The 22351-nt window shown below is 59.6% G+C and carries 17 protein-coding genes; 7 read left to right on the forward strand and 10 right to left on the reverse strand.

The features are described 5' to 3' along the window. The first annotated feature begins 135 nt into the window (after positions 1-135). Positions 136-1347, forward strand: a complete 1212-nt coding sequence (locus C8J24_RS08315) for a hypothetical protein (protein WP_107931674.1) — start codon at positions 136-138, stop codon at positions 1345-1347. Between the two features lie 4 nt (positions 1348-1351). Here C8J24_RS08315 and C8J24_RS08320 read toward each other — a convergent pair whose 3' ends face one another. The 3 genes from C8J24_RS08320 to C8J24_RS08330 all read right to left on the reverse strand — a co-directional run bounded on the left by C8J24_RS08320 (position 1352) and on the right by C8J24_RS08330 (position 4221). Next, positions 1352-2563 (reverse strand): Druantia anti-phage system protein DruA, encoded by a 1212-nt coding sequence (locus C8J24_RS08320; RefSeq protein ID WP_146163653.1) that lies wholly within the window; start codon positions 2561-2563, stop codon positions 1352-1354. Beyond that, a complete protein-coding gene (locus C8J24_RS08325; RefSeq protein WP_167396725.1) occupies positions 2512-3015 on the reverse strand; it encodes an ASCH domain-containing protein in 504 nt (167 codons plus the stop codon). Before C8J24_RS08325 ends, C8J24_RS08320 begins: the two co-directional genes overlap by 52 nt. A 543-nt stretch (positions 3016-3558) precedes the next feature. Further along, positions 3559-4221 carry a hypothetical protein gene (locus tag C8J24_RS08330; RefSeq protein WP_107931680.1) on the reverse strand — a complete coding sequence of 221 codons (663 nt, stop codon included), beginning with the start codon at positions 4219-4221 and terminating at the stop codon, positions 3559-3561. Positions 4222-4666: 445 nt separating this feature from the next. Between C8J24_RS08330 and C8J24_RS08335 the strand changes: the two genes are divergently transcribed. Beyond that, on the forward strand, positions 4667-4996 hold the full coding sequence (locus tag C8J24_RS08335) for a hypothetical protein (RefSeq protein ID WP_107931682.1): 330 nt from the start codon (positions 4667-4669) through the stop codon (positions 4994-4996). A gap of 109 nt (positions 4997-5105) precedes the next feature. Here C8J24_RS08335 and C8J24_RS08340 read toward each other — a convergent pair whose 3' ends face one another. Then, positions 5106-5876: a hypothetical protein gene (locus C8J24_RS08340; protein WP_107931684.1), complete on the reverse strand. Its 771-nt coding sequence runs from the start codon at positions 5874-5876 to the stop codon at positions 5106-5108. A 447-nt stretch (positions 5877-6323) separates the two neighbouring features. Between C8J24_RS08340 and C8J24_RS08345 the strand changes: the two genes are divergently transcribed. Beyond that, on the forward strand, positions 6324-7220 hold the full coding sequence (locus tag C8J24_RS08345) for a DMT family transporter (RefSeq protein ID WP_107931686.1): 897 nt from the start codon (positions 6324-6326) through the stop codon (positions 7218-7220). A gap of 244 nt (positions 7221-7464) precedes the next feature. Here C8J24_RS08345 and C8J24_RS08350 read toward each other — a convergent pair whose 3' ends face one another. Next, the gene (locus C8J24_RS08350; RefSeq protein ID WP_146163655.1) at positions 7465-8805 is read right to left on the reverse strand and encodes a tyrosine-type recombinase/integrase; all 1341 of its coding nucleotides are present in this window, start codon (positions 8803-8805) and stop codon (positions 7465-7467) included. Positions 8806-9029: 224 nt separating this feature from the next. On the opposite strand from C8J24_RS08350, the gene C8J24_RS17315 reads away from it, so the two are divergent. Beyond that, positions 9030-9575 carry a helix-turn-helix domain-containing protein gene (locus C8J24_RS17315; RefSeq protein ID WP_146163656.1) on the forward strand — a complete coding sequence of 182 codons (546 nt, stop codon included), beginning with the start codon at positions 9030-9032 and terminating at the stop codon, positions 9573-9575. 421 nt (positions 9576-9996) lie between these two features. Here C8J24_RS17315 and C8J24_RS17320 read toward each other — a convergent pair whose 3' ends face one another. Continuing rightward, the gene (locus C8J24_RS17320; protein WP_146163657.1) at positions 9997-10764 is read right to left on the reverse strand and encodes a hypothetical protein; all 768 of its coding nucleotides are present in this window, start codon (positions 10762-10764) and stop codon (positions 9997-9999) included. Positions 10765-10768: 4 nt separating this feature from the next. Between C8J24_RS17320 and C8J24_RS17545 the strand changes: the two genes are divergently transcribed. Next, positions 10769-11335, forward strand: coding sequence for a hypothetical protein (locus C8J24_RS17545; RefSeq protein WP_107931693.1), 567 nt, complete (start codon positions 10769-10771; stop codon positions 11333-11335). 26 nt (positions 11336-11361) lie between these two features. Here C8J24_RS17545 and C8J24_RS08365 read toward each other — a convergent pair whose 3' ends face one another. Further along, positions 11362-12063, reverse strand: a complete 702-nt coding sequence (locus C8J24_RS08365) for an HAD family hydrolase (RefSeq protein ID WP_107931695.1) — start codon at positions 12061-12063, stop codon at positions 11362-11364. Positions 12064-12325: 262 nt separating this feature from the next. On the opposite strand from C8J24_RS08365, the gene C8J24_RS08370 reads away from it, so the two are divergent. Next, on the forward strand, positions 12326-12628 hold the full coding sequence (locus C8J24_RS08370) for a hypothetical protein (RefSeq protein ID WP_107931697.1): 303 nt from the start codon (positions 12326-12328) through the stop codon (positions 12626-12628). Positions 12629-13572: 944 nt separating this feature from the next. On the opposite strand, the gene C8J24_RS08375 is transcribed toward C8J24_RS08370, so the two are convergent. The 3 genes from C8J24_RS08375 to C8J24_RS08385 are packed head-to-tail and all read right to left on the reverse strand — an operon-like array spanning position 13573 to position 16063. Continuing rightward, positions 13573-13878 carry a hypothetical protein gene (locus tag C8J24_RS08375; RefSeq protein WP_167396728.1) on the reverse strand — a complete coding sequence of 102 codons (306 nt, stop codon included), beginning with the start codon at positions 13876-13878 and terminating at the stop codon, positions 13573-13575. Further along, on the reverse strand, positions 13875-14297 hold the full coding sequence (locus tag C8J24_RS17325; protein WP_167396729.1) for a cyclic-phosphate processing receiver domain-containing protein: 423 nt from the start codon (positions 14295-14297) through the stop codon (positions 13875-13877). Before C8J24_RS17325 ends, C8J24_RS08375 begins: the two co-directional genes overlap by 4 nt. A gap of 8 nt (positions 14298-14305) precedes the next feature. Next, a complete protein-coding gene (locus C8J24_RS08385; RefSeq protein ID WP_107931703.1) occupies positions 14306-16063 on the reverse strand; it encodes a DUF262 domain-containing protein in 1758 nt (585 codons plus the stop codon). A 657-nt stretch (positions 16064-16720) separates the two neighbouring features. Here C8J24_RS08385 and C8J24_RS08390 point away from each other — a divergent pair. Beyond that, the gene (locus tag C8J24_RS08390; RefSeq protein ID WP_107931705.1) at positions 16721-22327 is read left to right on the forward strand and encodes a DUF3320 domain-containing protein; all 5607 of its coding nucleotides are present in this window, start codon (positions 16721-16723) and stop codon (positions 22325-22327) included. The last annotated feature ends 24 nt before the right edge of the window (positions 22328-22351 follow it).

Consider the following 22351-nt stretch of genomic DNA (forward strand, 5'->3'; position numbering starts at 1 on the left):
CGCGCCGACCGCGTCGCCAGCATGTCAATTGGTGGTGAAACAGGCATCGACCTAGCGGTATTGGACGTGTCGTCACGTTCTGAAAATGCTATCGTGTGAGCGCTGACGGCCAACGGATGTGGGGAAATAAGCAACGTGCCAAACCCAGATCTAATCGTCTTCGACACGTCGACGCTCCCAGAATATTATGACGACGTCCATCGCATCCTCGCTCTGCCCGCCGGCCATGTCGTAACCTACGACTATAGCGCCGACCACATTTCCTCCCCAGCCGAGGCAGTCCTGCGAGACTTCGAGCCCAGTGATCGAATCCGGGCCGTTCTCGCCTATGTTCAGCCAAAGGCATATCAAAAGGGTGATGGTGCGGCAGCGAAGGACGTCCTTAGCGACCCTACGATCCAGACGCTCACGCGACTCGCCCACATCGTCGCCGTCCGGTCGTCCGAGGTCGGCGAGCGAACCAGATATTACTTCGATCTCGAACTCGCCGGGTACCCGAACGACAAGAAGACGACCATCGCGAACGATTTCGTCGATACGCTGCGCAAGCTCGGCGAGATGCCGATGAAGACCTATGTTGCCTTGCTGAACTCTACCGATGTCGGCGCCATGTTCGCGCAGAACGCCGACGACCAGGGCTTTTCCAAGGTTGTCACTGCCATGACCCAAGACGGTAACCAGTTCAGCCGCGACACGTTCTGGCGTATTACCTTGATCGAATGCCGCACGAAATCGCTCATCCCCCTGTGGCTGACAAAGCCGGCAACTATAATGCCAAAGACGGCTATCGAGGGCGAGAAGCGCGTGAGCTATCTAGAAGTAGTCGACCAATCGACGTTGTACTTTACAATCCAGTTTCAGCGCGGCGACGAACACGGTCGAGACTACCGGATGCGGAAGGTCACCGTCGAAGGCTCGCCAAAGGCCGCTTCGGATCTAATCCGCAGCAGCTTTGCCTCGCGATCCTTCGGTCAGGAGTTCGTTGCGGTAACGATCCCGGCTACATCCAGTCTCGCAACGCAGGAAGTGCGCATCCAGTTTGCGACTCAGCTCCACGATGATGATGAGGTCAAGGACTATCCCTACGGCCCGCAGCCAGCGATCCGGGTCCGTTACCGCAAGGATTTTGCGCGCAGCGCGATTGCCGTCGTCAACATCCTGCTCGCAAGCATGTTGTTTGCTTGGTCAGCGCTGGCAACCAGCTTTGCAACAGCAGTTCCAATCGCCGGTAAGATCGTGGCGCTCGAATACCGTGCCCTCTTCATCGGCATCGGCGTTTTGTGCAGCATGTACGCCTATTACCTCTGGTCCGATGACGTGGCGCTCGACAAGGTTCGCCGTACCTGAGTCGCTACGTCGCGCGCGCCGAGAGCCTAGCCGGCGCTACGTCGTGCTCGGCTGGCATTGCCGTTCGCGTCAGCCATTCGGCATAGATCTCACCGATCGCGAGACTGCGCTCAGTTGGCGGATGGTTAAGAGTCGCAACGGTGGCGAGCGCCTCTCGGCAGGCAAGCGAGACCGACCCGAAATAGTGCGAGATGACGTTCGCAGCGATAGCGCGGCGTGGAATACGCAGATGCAGCAAGGCGGCATTGAGCAAATGCTGACGGATCGCCGGATCAGCGTCATAGCCGTGAAAAGGCTGGATTCGGACATGGCTCCTGCGGATCATGTCGAATGCAGCCTCGTAGGTCGCCTGCGAGAAATGCGCAGGCACATAGTTCAAGGACCGCCTAACCGTGTGCGTGCGCTCGTAGAGTTTGGCGCGCTGGTCGGCAATCATGTCGCGTCCGAGCCGGATTCGCTCATACTGGCCGGCGCTGCCGCTCCAGATGCCAGTGGTCGTCACTCCCAAAACGCAGTTCGGATATTTGGTTTCCATATGGCCGATCACCGGATGTGAGAGTGCGAGAGCGGCGATCAATTTTCCGACGCCGTGCCGATCATATGGGGGGACGGCCATGCAAACGGCGATGTTGAAAATGGATTTCAATGCAGCGTTGCGCAACTTGATCGCAGCGTCACTCTTGATCCGCTCGCCATCAACCATTTCCGAGAGCGCTGGCCAGCCAAGATGTCGATCGCGGGCGCCGTCGAAATATTTCGGCGATTTAAGCGCAATCGCGCCCATGATTCGGTGGGGCGAAGGCGTTCGGTCGTAGATCAGGAACCTGCCGATGCGCATTGTCTTGGTTTCTGCGGCTACGGATTGACCGTAGGAGATATAGTTGAACATCGCCTGGGACGGCGCATCCACGCAGGGCACCACGTCAATCGCGAGATTGGCGAAATCCATGCCGAACGGGTCGAAATAGTCAGCGGGGAACAGGGCTTCCTGCGCGGCCAGTGTCGCGCGCATTCCACCAAGACGCATATTCAACGCTTCTTCGCGCAGGGTCGCCGAGGCAGGCGAAGTGAAGTCCGGGTCCCAAACAAAAGCAGTCGCGCTGCCGATGTCGATCAGTAGCGCATCATCTCGGCCGAACCTGACGAGATCCCGGTGAAGTTTCTTTATAAAAGCTGCGGCTGGAGAATTTCTTTTGACAGCGACGCTTCTGAGCATTCGAGTACCCCAGGTTTTGTCAGGTCGACAAAGATGATCGCCCCCGAGGGATGTCTATAGCGGAGCGGCCACTTGTAGACGACGGGCTCTTCGATCACCCAAGCATATGTCTTCGATGCGGTGCTATCTTTTTCTACATATGGCGGCCGACCGTCCGCAGCGATCTCGAGACGCTCGTGCGTCGAGAGATTTGGTGTCTTCTTGAGCGTTTCGAAATCAATCGGACCGATACAGTCGGTGATCTGACATTCGCCGATTACCAAACCACTGCCTGAGCGAATGAGCGCGATCCGGCCGCGAATCTTGGTCGGGAGACCTCGTAGCTCCCATCGTTTCCTGTGCGTGAGTAACATCGATACATAAGGCTCGCGGACCATCAAGGCCCGTTCAGGCGGCGAGGATTCGTCTTCGAGCATGCTGGTTTGAGACATGCTGCTAATGTGGCCCTTCACTCTCGGGTCGTCAAACATCGAGCGGTGAGGAATTGAGACCCGACCGGCTGGTTCGCGCAACCCGGGTAACAAGTTTTGGCAAAAGCCGACCCTGACATCAACGACGCTGAATGACTGGGGTTGGTCGGTTGCTGAAGCGTCGTGATTGACGGCGCTTGGGACATTCCCGACGTTCGCGCGCGATGTATCCAACAGCAGCTTTTGTCAGAAGCCGACGTTCGACGTTAGCTCCTGGCCAGGAGTTCGAGCCGAAACCGGATCTTGCTGTGACCAATTTTGTAACCTTAACTGTCTGATTCTCCGTTTGGCGCAGTGTGATCTGTTTTGCCCAGAAAAGTCAGCTGGTCCGAAAATGGCTGCAACCTTGGCATCTGACATCGTGCTTCTCCATCCTGGTCACCGCGGGTGGTGCGGCACCGATGGATGGAGAATGGGTCGGAGCATCTGCTCGCAACATCGAACTCACATTGGATGTCGGCTGGCCGATCGTTGGGGGAGCCTACACCATCGTATAGGTCGCATCCGACCGTTTTATTGGTACGATCAGGCCGGCATCTCGAACGACTTCGACAGCATCGAGATCACTTTGAACTTGCCGAAGAAAAGATGCACGATCGTAATGCTGCCCTCGAAATCGGGAAGTCCGAACACCTCGGCCGTATAGATGCGCTCGTTGTGCAAGCCAGGCTTGCCGAATTCCATCACGGCAAGCGGCTTGCCGCTGTAGAATTTTTCGATCCCCTGCTTCAGCGCCTTGCTGACAGAATCGCCCCCGGTGGCGAGGCTGGGGTAGATGTGGTTGATCGAGTAGTTCGCGGGCAACGAGCGTTTTTGCGAGGCGGCGATCAACCCACACGACAAAGCCGTGAAGAACTCGTCGAGCCGTTCGATCCGAACCGGGTAGGCAACCCCGCCCTCGACCTGAACAGCGCCCTCGGCGAGCATATCGCGCAATTTTCCGCCATTGAACTCAAGCTGAGGCGCGACCTTGGTGAGCCAAACTTCCCTGGCTCGATTAGCCGGCGAGGCGTGCATGCAGATCTGGGCGAGGACGTACAGGTCGTCCTTGGATTTGGCGTTGTTGTGCGCGGGGCAGGATTTGACCGTCACCAACTGGTGCTTCTCGCCTTCGGGGAAAAAGGACCGCGGCGGAATATGCTCCTTCGTCGTGCCCTTCTCCTCGCAGCCCTGGAAATAGCAGGCCATTTGTCGTCCCTCCCTTGTCGCGCTTCGCGATCGTCATCGTCATCGTCATCGTGGCCTTTGGCCGGCGATGTGTCGGATAGATATGAATTTTTGGTACGGCCGACGGTTAGATCTCGTCGATCCGCCGGTTTTCGTCCGACAGAAAGGTAAGCTCGCGCCAGTCGGTTTGGCGCGCCGGTGCCGCCGTAATAGCGCGGCGACAATGGAGCGGTGTGTGCCTTGAAATGGCCAGGCGCCGTTCTATTTGGAGGGTGTCAGGGTCGTGAGCGTATTTCAATACGCGACAAAGAACCGCTTCCGGTGAGAGTCGGGAGATCTGAACGGCTCGAACCAACGGGCTGCCGGTGACCTGTTTCGCGCGTATGCGCGGGACGGGTATCGGCATGCGGTTCTCCGATCCCGTCCTTTTCCAAAGAACCCACCACTACGATGGTTGGAGAATGACATGGGAAAGTTGCTCGAATTTCCGAACAAGCTCAGCTTAACGATACGCAGCGGCCGGCAGCACCGGATCGCGGTCAAGGTGATCGACACGATCAACCCGCGATTAACGCGTTGGGTGACCCAGTTTTTCGTACAAGAGGCTGAATTCAACGCGCATACCGGGTTTAGCGACGAGTTGGTCGCCAATGGCGACAAGCATCGGTTCGACGTCACCAGCACGCGCGCTGTTCGCCGGTTCATTGCGGGGACGCTGCATTTGGTTAGCGACGACAAGCTGGCAATATGGGTTGATGGCGTTCGTGTGTGCCCGCTCGTAACCCGCCGCGCTTAGCTTTGGGTCGAGCGGAGGTCCTTCGATCTCCGCTCCTTTCGTTTCACCCGTACAGTTTTCTAAGTTTGCCTAAGCCATCAGGGTCCCGCACTGCGCCACTGAGCGCTGATCACCTCGCCGCTAGGTCGCCGTCGTGGATCTCTACCACTGCCGTACCGCTGAAATTGCCCACGCTTTCGCAAGGCGCTGGGTTGCGCTGCGAGGAGGCTTCAGCCGCGAGGAGACGAGGATTTGGAAGCGACATCGTGCCGAGTTTAGCCATCACAGGATCCTTGGCCTCAGCGAGTTTGCTCAACAGACGGTGAATGTCGGTGTGGCGCTTACTCACCTTCTCCTCGCAGAGCGCGAGCACCATCTCCACCAGATATTCGGCGCGCCTCGCCAATGCGGCGCGGTTGTGCATCCGACTGGACAAGAACCCAAGCTGGCGATCGCGATCGGAAGGCCGAAGCACCAACGCCTCTTCGAGCAGCGGGGCGCCATCGACCGGCTGCCCCTTCCCGAAATGCGCGATTTCCTTGTCGCGAAGTTGCATAAGTTCGCGATGCACTGCCCGTAGATCCGTCGGTAGCTTGCCCTCGCCAAACCATTTTCTTCGAGCGATCGGCTTCGTATCCGTCGCTCGTGCATAGAGAATGATGGCGTTGGTCATCAGCGAGCCGACGATCGTCGTCATGTCGTCGTCACTCAGCGGTGTTTCGTCACCGGCATGCGTCAGACGACGCAGCAAATTCAGACCGAGCAACGCCTCCCGCAGATCTCTGTGCGCTGATGACACGGCAGCGGCGCGTTCGATCGCCTCGACCAGGTCGGGGTGCTGCCCGTCCGCGCTAAGAACGGTTGCGAGCTCAGATAGATTATAGACGGTGGCGGCGGTCATCCGTCCAACGTGGCAGCGGCCGGGAGGTTTGACTAGCCTCCCCGACCGACGCCGTCAGTCCAAGGTTGCCACGATTGGTTCGGCTGGGATTACTGGCGGCCTGCACGAATGTCCCGGATTAGGGCGCATTCCTGACCGTCTAAATCGAGTGATCTATAGGCAGCTTTTGTCAGGAGCAGACGTTCACAGTAGCTGATCCGAACGACCGGCTTTGGTCGCTGGCCGCCACCCCCCGGCGACTCTCATGACCGGTAGCTATCGCTTCCTACCCAAAGGCGCTCAAGCAGAGATTCTCCCAAACTAAGTTCGCCATTATCGGCCGCATCAAGCGAACGGCATAGTTACGTAAGTGGGGTTAGGTCCGCGGTAGTTGTAAAAACTGCGACCGTAACTCGGTGACGAGTTGTTCCTATCGCCTTCAGGCGAAGACTCTGGCAGCGAGACCAGATGAACCGGCTTGCCTTTCTCGCGCTCGCGGTTGCGGGTCTCTTCTGGGGCCTCGGCTTTCCGCTTGGGAAGCTCGTGCTCCGCGAAGTGACCCCTGCACATATGGTGCTGCTGCGCTTCGCGGTTTCCACCATTGTAGCGTTGCCTTTCGCGCTGGCGAGCGTCGAGGCGCGTGCGTTGTTCAGATCGCCGCCAGTCTTGTTGGCGGGGGCGTTCTACGGTCTTGCCTTCATTGTTCAGTTCGAAGGTTTGGCGGGCGTCACCGTGACGCTTGCAGCTTTGTTGGTCGGGGCAATGCCCGCGTTAATCGCGGTAGCGGCGCATCTGATGGGCGAACGCGTAAGCCGAGCGTCTTGGATCGGGGTGGCGGCGGCCACGACTGGGGCTGCACTGATCGCGGGAAAGCCGGGCGGCGCGGGCACTGCGATTGGCATCGCTCTGTCATTGTTGTCCCTTCTTATCTTTCTCACCTGGCTGCTGGTTCTAAAGCGCGTGCCGGTCACGCGGCCGGCGATGGCCGTGCCCGCGGTGACGCTGGTCGTCGCGACCGTCACGATATTGCCGATCGCGTTGTTCCTCCACGGGCCCCCGCCGCTCGAATTAAGCACGTCGACCTGGGCTGGAATCCTGGGGCAGGGGCTGCTCTCGACCTTCCTGGCGACCGCGGCGTGGCAATACGGCGCGACGCGCGTCGACAGCGCTAGTGCTGGCGTGTTCATTAACATCGAACCCTTGGTCGGTGCCACGCTTGGCATCGGCTTGTTCGGCGATCCGGCGGGGTGGCCGCTCCTGCTGGGCGGGGTGTTGATCGTCTTGGGCAGCGTCGTTGTCGTCAGGGGTGAGCGCGTGGATTCCAGTCATGTCACCGATGCAACGCATGGTCTGACGTTGGACTAGGTCGTTGTCGGGCGTCGACGTCCCAGTGCATCACGTCGAGGTCGCTCCGGCCGCCTTGTTCGCCGACGAGACGGTGCGGCTGTCGAGATAAAGCCTTTTCGCATTGAATCGGATTTCCATCGGCTTGGCGGTCAGCTAACCGGCGCCGAACGGCTCCGTTAGTGACTCGGGCTCCCCGTCAGATCTCGCTCGATTGCACATGCCGGGACGTCGCAACGTAGCATGACGCGGAACAAGCCTCGGATCAGGCAGCTAGGTCGAAGACGACAGGTTTGCGCTGGTTGACCAAATGGACCTTAGTGAGCTTCCCTACGTCGCTCCAAAACGCCTCTACGCCTTCGACGAATTGGGTCAAATATTCCGGTCGCAGATGGCGATAATGTCGATTGTTGGTCCCAGTGCCGCGATGGCCGGCCGCAGTTTCGATCTGCGCTTCAGGCACGCCACGTCGGTGCATTTCGGTGCTGGTCGTATGCCGAAGCGTGTTTGGTGATCCCAAGCCCACAAGCTTGGGTCTTGGTGCGGTTTCGCCCAGCTTGTGCCGCGGCGGCAGCCAGATCGGGGAGCCTTCCTCATCGATCGCTTGATGACAGATGCCAGCTGCAATAAGTGTCTTGCTAAAGGCAGTCTTAATCCTATCCGTGGGCAGGTATTCGAACCACGGCTCACCAGTGCTTGGGTCGAGATGCCGCTTTTGCCACTGTATCGCACGGCCGTGATAGAGATCTAGCCATGGTGCGAGCGTAGGGCAAATGGGAACAATCGAGCGCCGCTTCTTGGTTTGCTGACGACCAGGGGCATTGAAATAGATCAGCCCGTCGCGAACCTGCTGATCCTTGTTGAGTTCGAGAACGGCCTCAACCCGAGCGTTTGTGCTCAGCATGATCATTGCAAACATATGAATGTGCTGGCGGTCTTCCCGAGACCAAGCTGCCTCAAGTAGGCGTGCGACCTGCTCCACGCTGTATACAAGGTCGCGGGGTTCGGGCTTGTGCTTGACGTCCGGGACAAACGGCGCCGAGGCGATCATGTTGCGTTTCCAGGCCCAATTTAGAGGCTGACGAAGTGCCGCGGTGTCGCGTGAGATGGTGTGACCGCTGACGCCCTGCTTTGCACGCCATGCGTGGAAGCGTTCAACAAGCGCGGAGCTGATGTCGGCGACGGTTGGTGGTCCAGGAAGGCGACCTGTGGCCTGCTCGTTCTCGAAAAACGCCAACCAGTGGCCCGCCCCATTGGCATACCGCACGGGGTCCGAAAGATTGGGCTGCGCATGGTTGATAAGCCAGTCAGCCATCAGCTTCTCCACATAAACTTGCCCGATCGGCGCCTCGACGGGTTTCTGCGTCGCCAGATAGTGTTCGGCTAGGGCGTCTTGAGCTGCTTTCGGCGGGTGACTTGCGTCACCGCCGCCAATGCCGATCGACTTGCGGCAAGTCCGACGCTCGCGTCCATCTGCGGTGGTAGCATACCAGCAGATGGCCCAGTCATCTCGATCGGCGCGATACCAGAGCCAATAGGCGCCGAGCTCGTGGCGTTTTGTTGGAGCAGCTTTTGTGGTTCGGTTACGTGATTGTCTTGCTGGCATAGGGCGTTGAGCTCTTCGGCTTCCATGGTTGCGATGATGGGGTACAGTCTGGCGTCCATGAGGACGCGGACGTGGCAGGGATCCAAATGAAGGCGAGAGCCGTTTCGTGCTGCCTTTCTTATCCTGCCGGCGAGTTCGCTGCATAAGGTCATGTGTGTGTTATATTGCACACATTGTGTTCTGTCGAGTGGGAACTGCTAGGCGGAGGGCAATGGAGAACCATAGTGAACGAGCCTGATGCCGACGCAGCATACCGCGATAGTGCAGCCGCAAAGCTGTTAGCTGAAGGGCTCGCTAACGCTGCGAGCGAGCGAGGGCTGAGCCAAAGAGCCATAGCAAAACAGCTCGGTTACAAGCAGTCCGTTGTCCTGAGCCATATGGCACTCGGAAGAGTGCCGATACCCATTGAGCGTGCCGAGCAGTTCGCCGAGACATTGATGCTGGATAAGCAAACCTTCCTCGTGGCCGTGCTACATCAGCGCTATCCGAAAGTAGATTGGAGGTCGATGCTGTCACCGCCGCGGGTATCAAATGCTACTGACGACCTTGTGGAGTCCCTTGAGGCAATCCTTGACGGCCCGCTTGACCTGCTCAGTGACAAGCAGGCTCACGTCATGCGCGAAGTGGCGTCAGACAAGAATGCCTCGAACCGATGGCTTTCCGTTCATGAGATACCAGCCATATCATTACTGCGATCATTGAGGCCCAAAATATGGTCTGACGGACTTTCTCCTGCCGATCGTGAGGCGGTTCGACAGGCGCTGACTTAACAACAGTCTCACTAATAGCGCTGGTGCGTGTTTTGGCGCACACGCATGAGTGTGCTGACGGGATGGGATCCTTCAATAAATCGGAGGAGGCTTTCGACTGCGCGTCGCGCGCGATCACCGGGGGTATGCAATTGGGTGACGTGCCACGGACTGCGCAGTCTTGATAAGGGCGCTGCGCGCATCGCCGCGAGTTTGAACAACCTGCTACCACGTAATGCATACACATTTTTAAAGGTTAGCGTTGGTGTGGTTATGTGTACGGTTTCCCCCCACCCACCTCCTATCTCTAAGATAGAGGTGCTATTTATCGTGACGGTGTTTCGTAGGGTACCGTCTACGCGCTCTGGCCAGTTTGCAGGCCATATATCGAGCCGCGGCGGTAATAATACCCAGCGATTTCGTAGGCGGGTAATTCGTCGGATTAGGATAAATCTCGTAGGGGGTTATTTGCTGACCAATCAAGCGCTTCCTTCGGCGAGAATGCTGGCCAGACTGGCCCGTTTGCTTCCGGCAACAGTCGCGTTTCGAGTACCGCAATTCGCTTCAGCGCGCGTGTCACCCGGTCACGTAGCACTTCCCGCTCAAGCCCGTAGTTTCTGCCCTCATCGGTCATTAATCCGGCGATTGAGTAGGCTGTAATCGATTTGGTTTGCGTCGCGCGGATAGAGAGAAGCGTCTTCGCCCGCCATACATCGGCGGTGAAGGCAGCGTTCGTGCCGTCTGGATCGACAGTGACGGTCTTTGGGGCTCCTGCGCTATTTGCGAACCAGTGAAACCGAACGATCCGAAAAATGCGTTCATGCTCGAGCTGCGATACTATCTCCTCGGGAACTAGATGCTCCTTGAGTTCACGTCGCGCATCACGTGCGCGTTTTTCCCGTTGTCTCCGTGCATCGTTGTCGAGGACGCGTCGCCTCTCGTCGCGGGGCCAGTTGGCTGCATATGTGTCATTTTTGCTCGTGAATGGTCCCGCTGCGACCAGCGCTTTCTCCAGCCGACCAAGAGCCTGAGGTGCGTCAATACGTTGGGTTTCACGATGATAAGCCGTGGCCCCGCCCGCGGCGCGGAATGCTTGAGCGGCGCTGGCAACCTCGGGGGATATGTTCAGTCGCTCCTCGGCTACACCCGGCGGCGCGTATCGGAGCACCGCCTTAGCGATCGTGCCGGTAGGCGAATGGATCGTCAGCATTCGCATGAGTGCGAAGACGCTGACCGCGGACCAGCTCGATGTCCGCTTGCAACAGCTGATCAAAGCAGTCCGCTGGCCGTCCTCCGCTACCACGGCGACGAGCGCGGCGGCCCCGGTCACGGCTTGCACGGCACCGCTGACATTCACCAAGGCGAAGCAAGCGAAGCCGAACGGCGCGGATCTGCTGATGTCGCTGATGTCGAGCACCGTGGCAGCCAAGGCAAAAACGGAGGAAAAGCTGACTCCGCAGGCGCCGCATCCAACTTGGTGTCGTGACGGCACCGCGCGCACCGAATACGGCGTCTATCGATCGAGTGCGAACGCGGGCGGATATGTCATGGCGCTCTACGATGCCGGCCGTGTCATCAGTGTCTATCCATCGCTAATGGGCCAGGCCGACAAGAGCGGGACCTATGCGGTGTCGCTGGAGGATGTCGAAGGGACGACGTCGGTCTTTCCGTCGTTCACAGCCCTGCCATCGCCCAAGCAGGTGTGGGATCTGGTCGAAAGTGGCAAGCGCAACGGTACGGTGAAGGGCAAGGTGATAACGATCAACCCAAAGGCGCTCTGACCAAGGCGCCTCCCTGTACCGAAGGGTCAACTGCGATTGATACGATCGATCAGCGCGGGCAGTTCGGCCAGGCTCTTCAGCGTCGCGAAACGATCCGAAAACTCAGGCGGTGATGCATGCTCATGTGCCCAGGCACCATCCTGCGGGACATAGGCGGCCCACGCGCCAGCCTCCAGCGCCGGACGCACGTCGGAGCGCATCGAGTCCCCCGCCATCACCGCCTCGGCAGGCTGCACCGCGTATCGCTCGAACAGCCGTGCGAAGGTATCGGCGGTCTTGTCGCTGACGATCTCGACACCGGCAAAGCGATCACCAAGGCCAGATGCAGCGAGCTTCGCCTCCTGATGCAACAGGTCGCCCTTGGTTACGAGGACGAGCCGACCGTGATCCGCCAAATCCTCCAGCGTCTGTGCGATCCCGTCGAACAACTCGACGGGGTGCGCAAGCAGTGATCGGCCTGCCGCTAGGATGTCCGCAACCATCATCGGCTTCAGATCGGCACCGCAAAGCTCGATCGCAGTTTCGATCATCGACAGCGTGAAACCCTTCGCGCCGTACCCGTAGAGCGGCAGGTTGCGGGCTTCACATGCTTCCAGCGCCGGGCGTGCAACATGCGCGTCGGCAAACGGACGCAACATCTCCAGCAGCGCATCCTCGGCTGCGTTGAAATGCCGCATATTATGCCAGAGCGTGTCGTCGGCATCGAGGCAGATAAGGCGTATTGTCATTGCTACGTTTTACACCCCGGCTTTCTGTCGAACCATGCCTATCTACCCACAGCGCACGAGCCTGAAACCATCAAGCCAGGCGTCCAGGAGCATCCAGGCAACGCGACCGCCATTCGATCTCACCTGAGAACAGCACCCAGGGTGGTTGCGTTTAGTTGTCAGATAGTTGCGCATTTTTTGATGGTGTAGACGCAACTCGATGCCACCCGCATCCCACCGTCAGGCATGCAATCACCGATCATCGACAACGAACGAAGGTGACATGATGCTCGACAACTCGCCCCCACCATCCGCATCCCTGAGGCTCTATCAGGTGAGCTATGAGACATGGGTCCCTCCAGTGATCGTGGCAGCCAAGTCGCCCGAACGTGCTGCGGCAATCGCGACTTACGGCCGGCCCCCGGAGCCAGGTTCACCGCAGACCATAGTCATGGACGTCACCGATGAGTTTCTGGCACTTTCGCCGATCGCCGCATCGCATGTTCAAGCCCTGATCTCGGGTAAGGTAGAGGGCGTGGTATCCTATGACGCCGAGGAGGGCTGGGCATACGAAGCCCTGCGGTAAACCAACGCTCGGTCATCAAGGCTGACGATCAGATACCGCGGTGGTGATGTGCCAGGTTCCAATCAATTTCGAGCTTGGCGCACTCCAAGCCACCCTCCGGCAATTGGCGGCGTGGTAGAGAAATCGGCAAAGTGAGGCAGCGCCGTTGGTTGCACCACGCAACCAGTCTTCCTTCAGGGCGGTCCCTACCGATCCAAGGCTCGGGGAACGCGCCTGGAGGCTCGTGACCAGGAGGAAGCGCTCACTCCGCACGTATGCGTCGACCACCGCGGGTTATGCACTTTTCAGACCCTCAATCTGAATAGGTCCACTTCGTAACTAAAAGAACAAAAAAGAACCTCGTTCCCATATTACTACGTAGTAAGTAATATACCGGAGCGCGGGAGTTTCGAGATCAAGCTCGAATCCAGCGCAACCGGAAAATCTCTAACGCGCGCGCACGCGAGCGCACACGCCTAGCGCGTATACGCGAGCACGCGCACGAGACCCAAAATCCCGCGGCGATCAGCGCGAAGCGCGGTGATGGCAATGCAGATTAAAGCTCGAAGAACGGCTTGCTGAGCACGTCCAACCGACCGATGCCATCATGTGGCATCGTTAGGCGCTGGAGCATGCATACGGCGGCTCACGCGGGGTTTCATAAGGATCAGCGACGATCGGAATACGCCAATGGCCTGTTTGAGGCCGCTGGAGCCACTCTGGGGCGCCGAAAGTGCGGCAGGGCTAGTCTGGTATTCCTGGGGCCACGATCGCCGCTGTAAGGGGCTACAAAAGGAAAACGGAAATAAACCGCAATCAGGCTACGTTCGCCGCATTTGCCAACTGGGTTGGTTCGGCCCGAACAGGGCGATGTGCACACTGGCCCGGTTACCAAGCTCCAATGGGCGCCTAAACGTCTTGACCAAGCACGGCGTAATTGGGTGGCGACCATGCTAGTGCGGCCTTCAGTGCGCTAAAATGACGAACTTTGTTAACAGCACGCCAGAAGAGATCAGCGCGACGCCGACGACCATGCCCAGCCCAGAAAGGATCCACGGGGACGTCTTCCATGTATCGAGCCTATTCAGGGCCGCCAGATGCTGTTCCAGAGACTTTTCCATGATCTGCTGATTTAGCAATTTAATCCGCTTGGCACGGCCTTCAGCCTCCCCGTCTTCTGCCGGCCAAGTGGTGGTAGTCGTCGGCTCGGATTGAGTCATGGGTCGCTTCTCCATCTCGCGCCGCGAGCGATTCGAAGGTTGACGGCTCATGCGATCCGCCATGTCGTCAGAGGATGGCTTGTCACGGGCAATTCGACAAGGCGAACCGATGACAGAATGCCATGCCGCTGCGCACTTTGGAGCAGGCCGCGCATGTTCGCACGGCCAACCGGATTGGCGCTGTGCAGTATGACCAGCTTAAGATGATCGAACGCTTTCGGCCGATCTATCGCTGCGTCGATCAGCAGATGCATACAGTGCTGGCCGCCCGGGATCTCGACACCGACTTCATCACAGCCGAGGTCATGATCGAACGAAATGATCGTTGGCTCGTGGTTCCTGAGCAACGCGCAGAATTGTGTGGCGTCACGTGCCACCAGCCAGTTGCCCGGAGGTGGCGCGCGCTCGTCGTCAAGGAAGATTTTGGGATTGATGGCAAGTGCGTTTGCCATGCGCGGAGTTGAGCGCATCAAACTATCTAAGCCGTCTTGTCGGTTACGTCGAGGAACCGCTTGAGCGCGTTGCGGATCAATTGCTCGCGCGCATCGATGAAATCGAGGAAACGATCGAACTCCCACAGCTCGGGATCATTGGGAATAAGATGCTGTTCGAAATACGTGGCGTCTCGAGTGTGCAGCCATGATGCCAGTTCTCCATCTGACTTGCCGAGATTTTCACGCTCGATCAGCAGCTGGAGATTGCCGAGGCTGTTTATTGATCGACGCATGCTCTCGATCAGCGGACCGCCCACGCCTCGCTCGCGAAGCGCTCTTTCGCTGAACGCCGCCAGTGGGAAGATATGATCGACATGGTAGCGCGACGAGGGCGAGCGGCGGCCGTCGTATAGCATGCCGAGCGCAATGGCCGTGTGCTTTTTGCCGTAGGACGTGTCGAGGAGTTTTCGCGTCCCTTCTTCGTCAAACGACAGGTGGTGACCGCGCCGCGTGCGCATGTCTTGAGCGAGCTTGGCCAGCGGGAAGTCGCGCGACGAGCGCATTTCCTCTCGGATCGTGTCGCGACAAGTCGCGATAGCCCCGTCCGAGTGGCCGCCGAAAGCGCCGTTGAACAGCGAACTAAACAACCAGCGGCGAATGCGCTCGCGATTGACGGCGTCAAATGCCGACGTCCCATCAAGTCGGTAGCCATCGATCCTCGAGATGTAATAGGCGATCGGAATCAACGTGTTTATGCTCGTCAACTGACTACCATCAAGCCCGAACCAGGCGACTAGCTCGACAGTGCTCTCCAGGGACGAGCGGATCAGATTCCAGTTCTCGCGGATGATCTGCATATTGTGCGCGGTGAAGTTGGCGACATTGTAGACGTTCGGCAAATCCGAGATGACCAGGCAGGCGCGCATCACTAGGTCCTTGTCGAAGTTGAACGCCGCACCCATGCCCTTGCTGAGTCGCTCAACTAAGCCATATATCTCGTCGCGTACGTAGCTCTTACCCCATGTTGTTGTGACGACGCTCATAAGAAGATCGGCCTTAGACAGCTTCATTCCGCCTTCGTTTGCACGAATGAAGATAGCGAGAACGCGATCAATATCCTGTACGCGCTCTGTATAATAGGAGATCGGCTCGTCGATCCATACGAGCTCGTGAAGGCGATTGATGTTGCGTTCTGCAATTTTCAGCTGCTCTGCGACAACTCTTTCACCGACATCGGCGAACAGTGTATCCCGATACGCATGCAAGCGCTCACCATCATTTATATCCAGAATATCGCCAATCTTGACCCAAAACTGCTTGTGGTCGTTGCGTGGCCGAACACAAAAAAACTTGAACCGATAACGGTTCGCTATAAGCTCATCGTCGTCACCAATCTCCTCAGGATCTTTAAAAAGATCTAGATAGAGATAGTGCGCACGAAAGATTGCGGATTTGTTGCGGCGGCCGGATTTCTCAAGAAGCGTGTATGAGCCGGCCAGCCCAATCAATAGTGAGGTCAGCCGCTGCTGCCCGTCCAATACGAAAATCACATCACGGCCGTCGGGTTCGACCTTCTGGCTCCAAGGCTCACCCTGACGGTAAGCTTCTTCGAAACGATAGATGGGCCATTGGCGACGGTTCTGCGGCTCGACCGCCCAGAACAGGAAACTTGAGATCGGGTATCCCTGCATCAAGCTGTCGAACAGGCCGACAATCTGTTCCGGCTTCCAAACATAGGGCCTCTGGATAGCGGGCAGGTATAGGGAATGGTTCACACGCCGACGTGCCTCAGCAATGGTCATAGATTGATAGTACAAGACCGGCTCCGATCACGAGATAAGACGTTATTTTTCGCGATATTGTCTGACAGGAAAGCCGCAAAATAATTCCGCAAACCGTATCGTCAACATATCAGGGAAGGACTTGTCGGCGTATGTGGGTTGTCTACTATGCAGCTTTTCACGAACTTCAGGGGCGTTCATTCAAAATACTAGAAAATCAAGACGTGAATATATATTTTTAGGAAGGGTGCATGTTGAGCGATATGCACCATGCCTTCCAGGGAACGAATGATCGGTCATCGCTGACCTTGCTACTATCAATGAATGCTTAGTTGCTTACGCGCCTGCGAAAGTTGTTAGCAAAGCCGCGCTCTGCTGATGTGGGGTTCCGGTGAGGGGGGTAATCAACAGCCGCGGGTCCACGGGAGTGTAGAGCCTAAGCCGTAAACCGCATCCTCCGGTTTCCCCGCGTTGCGTGTTCCGACACATCAATTACGTCACCTCGAAATCTACAAATTTGAAGAGGTCCTAGCCAAATTTGAAAAGGCTTGATCCGGGTGCTGCCTATCGCCGGCGTTGGAATGCTGCCCAAGCCATCCGCGGCTGAACAGGTTGTGGTAGACTTGGTGACCCTTTTCGCGCCTTATCACGGCAAGTGTCGTGAGACGGGGGCGGAAATTGGCTACAGTACCGAGTATCGAGCAGGACGAGGCGACCGTTTCGGTGTTCCAGAGCGACCTTCCCATAGACGAGAAGCTGGATCGCGCGCGGACCGAGCTCCTCGATCTCTCGGCGAGGAACCGCCTGCTCAACATGCCGCGCGCCGCGAAAGGCGCGAAGGCGGTCGAAGTCGTCGACGAGGTCAGCAGCGAGATTTTCCGCATGCTTGTCGGTGAGGCGCGCGCCTTTTCGTTCCTCGCGGGCAAGGCGGCACCCGCCGGTGAGCAAACCTACGAAGACGTGCCGGCGGAAGAGTCGGACGAGATTGCTGATCTCGCGCAACCCGAGGATGACGTCGCCGACGAACGCGGTGTGTTTTCGCGTCACGTCGACACCCGTCTTCAGACCCGGCTGACGCCCAAGGGGCTGCAAAAGCGCCTGCTCGAGCTCTACTTCGATGCGCGTACGCTGGAGGAGGAGCAGGGCGTCAACATCCTGTATCTGACCCTTGGCGCGCTGAAGTGGATCGATCCGAACAACGCCGCAAACATCCGGTTTGCGCCGCTGGTACTCGTGCCCGTGCAGCTCGAGCGCGGCAATGCGGGCGAGAAGTTCAAGCTGAGGATGCGTCAGGAGGACTACGCGTCCAACCTGTCGCTGGAGGCTTTCCTTGACCGCGCGCACGGTATCAGGCTGCCGACGTTCGAGGGCGGTGAGGATTTCGATCCCGTCGCCTATTTTAAGGACGTCGCCGAGGCCGTGTCGTCTAAACCCGGTTGGGAGGTTCAGCCCGACGTCGTCGTGCTCGGCTTCTTCTCGTTCGCCAAGTTCCTGATGTACCGCGACCTCGACCTGCAGACCTGGCCGAACGGCGGCAAGATCACCGAGCGCGCACTCGTCCGCGGACTGCTGGCCGACGGGTTCGAAGGCAGCGCGGGCATGATCCCTGAAGATGCCAACATCGATCCTTTCATCCCGCCGTCCGAGATGCTGCATATCGTCGATGCCGACAGTTCACAGGCATTGGCGGTGCATGAGGTGCGCCGGGGCCGCGACATGGTCATCCAAGGGCCGCCGGGAACGGGGAAAAGTCAGACGATCGCCAACATCATCGCGTCCGCGATCGCTGACGGCAAGACGGTGCTGTTCGTCGCGGAAAAGATGGCCGCTCTTGAGGTAGTCAAGCGCAGGCTCGATGCGACCGGTGTCGGCGATGCGTGCCTGGAGCTTCACAGCAACAAAGCCAACAAGCGTGCGGTCCTCGAGGAGCTTCGACGGACATGGGAGCTTGGCGCGCCGAAGCACCAGGATGCCGGAAGCCTACATGCCCGGCTGACGATCGCCCGGGACAGTTTGAACCGTCACGTAGAGCGCATGCATGCCCCGCATCCAGCGTCTGGTCTGACACCCTATCAGGTCATCGGGCAGCTCAGCCGGCTGCGTCAGGATGGAGAGAAGCCTGGCGACTTGTCCCTGGAGGGACCGGAGACATGGTCGATCGACGATTTTGCCGAGCGTCACAACGTGATTGGCGAGCTCGCCGAACGGATCACCCTCATCGGCCGACCTGGCGATCATGCATGGCGCGGTGTCGGCTTGTCCTCGATCCTGCCTACCGAGGTCGAGCGGCTTGAGGAGCGGCTTGGGCGCGTAATGGAGCGGCTGGCCACACTCGATGCGGCACAGAGCGCGCTTGCTGCACGTCTCGAGCTGCCGCCGATGCAATCGCTTGGCGAGGTTGGTGTGCTTGTCGTGATGGCAAACCGCATTGCACGGGCGCCTTCAATCGAGGGGCCGGCATTGGCGGACGCCGTATGGGAGCACCGTCTCGAAGAGATCGACCGTCTGCTTGCGACAGGCCATCGCTATGCTGATCTTCGATCTCATCTTGCCGCGTCCGTGTCCGAGAGTGGATGGGCGACGGACGTGTCGGAAGCGATAGCTGCGCTTCGTCCGCTGCCATCGACCTTCACGCTGCCGGATTTCGAGCAGATCGCGGCGCTCGCAACCTTGCTGCCGCGGCTGCAAGCCGAGGCGGGGGCGTTGGCACGGACGATTGGCCGCGACGCTCCCAATACAGTCGACGAAGCCCGACAGCTCGCGGCGATCGGTGAGCGGGTGGCCAACGCGCCCGATGCCGACGCCGATGCCTTCGCATCCGACGTCTGGAACTCCGGGGTCGAACGTGCCGCCGATGTTGTCGATGCCGTTGCCGCGTATGAGGATGCAGTCGCGACGACTACGGGCCAGCTGACCGATGCCGCCTGGGATATGGATCTGGCAGGCGCGCGGGTCACGCTGGCGTCGCATGGGATCGGGTTCATGCGGATATTCAGTGGGGAATGGCGACGCGCGAACCGGCTCGTTCGGTCGGTTCTGACATCGCCAACGACGCCTCTCGACGAGACGCTCACGGTGCTGGATGCACTCGCGAAAGGGCAGGCCGCGAAACGCACGATCGAGCAAGAGCATGATTTTGCCCGCTCGGCCTTTGGTGCCGAATGGCGCGGTGAGCGCTCGACGTCAGCACCGCTTCTCAGCGTGGTTGACTGGATGCGATCGCTCCGCGGTCTTGGCGCCGAACCCCGTATCATCGCAGCGCGTCGTCCCGATCGAAGCGAAATTAGCACGCGCGCCGGGCGGACGGCTGCGGTGATTGACCAAATGGTCCCTTCGCTGTCCGGTCTTTGGTCGAGCTTGAACGAGGCTCAATCGCTGGCGTTCGGTGAGGCATTGGAAGCAGACCGTGCCGATCTCGAAGCTTTGCTGACCGTCGTGACCCGGTTACATGCCGCCAATACCGCAAGCTCGGCGGTATTAGTAAACCTGCCACTCGAGCTTGATGATCGTCGCCGCCTGCTTGACGACCTTGTTGAACTCCAGGCCAAGGATGTCGGGATCGCCGATCTGGCGGATGTCGGCATCGCGGCGTTCGGAACGGCATGGCGCGGGACGGGCTCCGATTGGGGCAGTTTGCGTGTCGCCGCCGACTGGATCCAGGCGAATGGCGACATACGGCTGCTGAGTAGCAAAATCGACGACCGCGCCGCGCCCGCCGCCGACGCTGCCCGTGTCGACGCGGATACCACCGCCTTGCTCGACGAACTCAAGGCGATCGGTGAACAACTTCGGCTCGATGTGGCCGCCGCACTCGGTCGTGAGACGTTTGCCGCCACGCCGCTCGCCGATCTTAGCGCACATCTCGAGCGGTGGCATCAATCTGGCGAACGCCTCACGCAGTGGACGGCGTATCGTGACCGGGCGGAGCGAACCTCCAGCTTAGGCTGCGACGATGTTGTCAGGCGGCTGGCCGACGGTCGCCTGGGCACGGATGGTGCCGTGCCTGGGTTCGAGATGGCTTATTATGAAGCGATCTACGCGGACCAGATCAAAGCCGATCCCGACCTTGGCATGTTCGACGGCACGCTGCACGGTCGCTTGGCGCGCGAGTTCGCCGACATGGATCGCCAGCGGATCGCGACCGCAAGCTTCGAGGTCGTGAAGGCGCATCACCAGGCAGTCCCGGCACGAGACGGCGGCGCAGTCGGTCCGCTCGGCGTGCTGCGCGCGGAGATCGCCCGCAAACGCGGTCACATGCCGATCCGTCGCCTTATGGAGAAGGCGGCACCGGCGGTGCAGGCGCTGAAGCCGGTGTTCATGATGAGCCCCTTGTCCGTGGCGCAGTTCCTCGCACCCGGCCTGTTCGACTTCGATCTGCTGGTGATGGATGAAGCGAGCCAGATCCAGCCGGTCGACGCACTCGGTGCGGTCGCCCGCGCGAAGCAGGTCGTGGTCGTTGGCGATCCGAAGCAGCTGCCGCCCACCGCCTTCTTCTCGAAGATGACCGGCGGCGGCGCGGACGATGACGACGATGCAGGCACCCGCGTCACCGACATCGAGAGCATCCTCGGCCTGTTCACGGCACGCGGCCTGCCGATGCGAATGCTGCGCTGGCACTACCGCAGCAAACACCAGTCGCTGATCGCGGTCAGCAACCGCCAGTTCTACGAGAACAAGCTGTTCATCGTGCCCAGTCCTTACACAGCGGAAGCGGGCATGGGCCTGCGCTTCCACCGCATCCCGCAAGGCGTGTTCGACGCTGGTGCCACGCGGACCAACATGGTGGAGGCGAAGGTCGTGGCGCAGGCGATCGTCGCGCACGCTCGCGATCACCCCGAACTCTCGCTCGGCGTCGCGGCCTTCTCCGCAGCCCAGCGCCGCGCGATCATGGACCAGCTCGAGCTTCTGCGTCGCGGCCTTCCGGCGGAGGTCGAGACGTTTTTTCAGATGCATCACTCCGAGCCGTTCTTCGTCAAGAACCTCGAAAACGTGCAGGGCGACGAGCGCGACGTGATCTTCATCTCGGTCGGTTACGGGCCGACCGTCCCGGGCGGCCGCGTGCCGATGCGGTTCGGGCCGCTTGGCATGGACGGCGGCGAGCGGCGGCTGAACGTGCTGATCAGCCGCGCCAAGCAGCGGTGCGAAGTGTTCGCCTCGATGTCGGACGAGGACATCGATCCTGATTTCGCCGGTACCCGCAAGGGCGTCCTCGCCTTCAAGCTGTTCCTCCACTTCGCGCGCACCGGCAAGATGACCATGGCCGAGAGCACAGGCCGCGATCACGACAGCGTGTTCGAGGAACAGGTTGCCAAGGCGCTGCAAGCCAAGGGCTATCAGGTCCACCGGCAGGTCGGCCTTGCGGGCTTCTTCATCGATCTGGCAGTCTCCGATGCGGACCGACCGGGCCGCTATCTCATCGGCATCGAGTGCGACGGCGCATCGTATCACGACGCTCGCTCAGCTCGCGATCGCGATCGGCTTCGTCAGTCGGTGCTGGAAAGCCACGGCTGGACGATCCACCGCATCTGGAGCACCGACTGGTTCCAGCGGCCCAAGGAACAGATCGACCTTGTCATCGCGCGGATCGAGGCGGCCAAGGCCGAGCATGATTCCCAGGCCGCTGGCGTGAAGGCGACGCGTGCGGTGAACGTCGAGATCACCACCCTCGAACGCGAAGGTTTTACCGAGGTCGGCTTGGCCGCGCCCGATGTGGAGCCGGCGAACAGTCTTTACGTAGAGGCCGAAATCACCAGGCCCGGGCATCTGATCAGTGAGCTGCACGACACGCCGCGCGGTGCCTTGTCGGCGCTTGCGGAGGAAGTCGTGCGGATCGAGGGGCCGGTTCACGCGTGCGAGGTCGTAAACCGTATTCGCGATGCCTGGGGACTGAAGCGAGCCGGCGTCCGCATTCAGGAGGCAGTCGAAGCAGCGATTGCGGTTTCGGTTCGCGAGGGCCGCATCACGGATGATCAGGACTTTCTCGACGTGCCGGGCCGCACGCCGAAGGTCCGCGATCGCAGCGCGGTCCGGTCTGCCTTGCTACGCAAGTCCGATACGCTGCCGCCGACCGAGCTTGAGATCGCGATCCTCGAGGTCGTGCGTATCAACTACGGCGCGACCGACGACCAGGTCATGCAAGCCGCAGCCCGCGCCGTTGGCTTCAAGTCAACCAGCAGCCAGCTGCGTGAGCTGCTGGCGGAAGTGATCGGCGCGGCCATCAAGGGCAGTCAGCTGACGCGGCAAAGCGGCATGCTGGTCCTGGGGCCGGACGCGCCCGGCGTTTAGCGATCGGTCACGGCGTCCGGGCCG

It is taken from the genome of Sphingomonas aerolata, assembly GCF_003046295.1.
Taxonomy (GTDB): domain Bacteria; phylum Pseudomonadota; class Alphaproteobacteria; order Sphingomonadales; family Sphingomonadaceae; genus Sphingomonas; species Sphingomonas aerolata.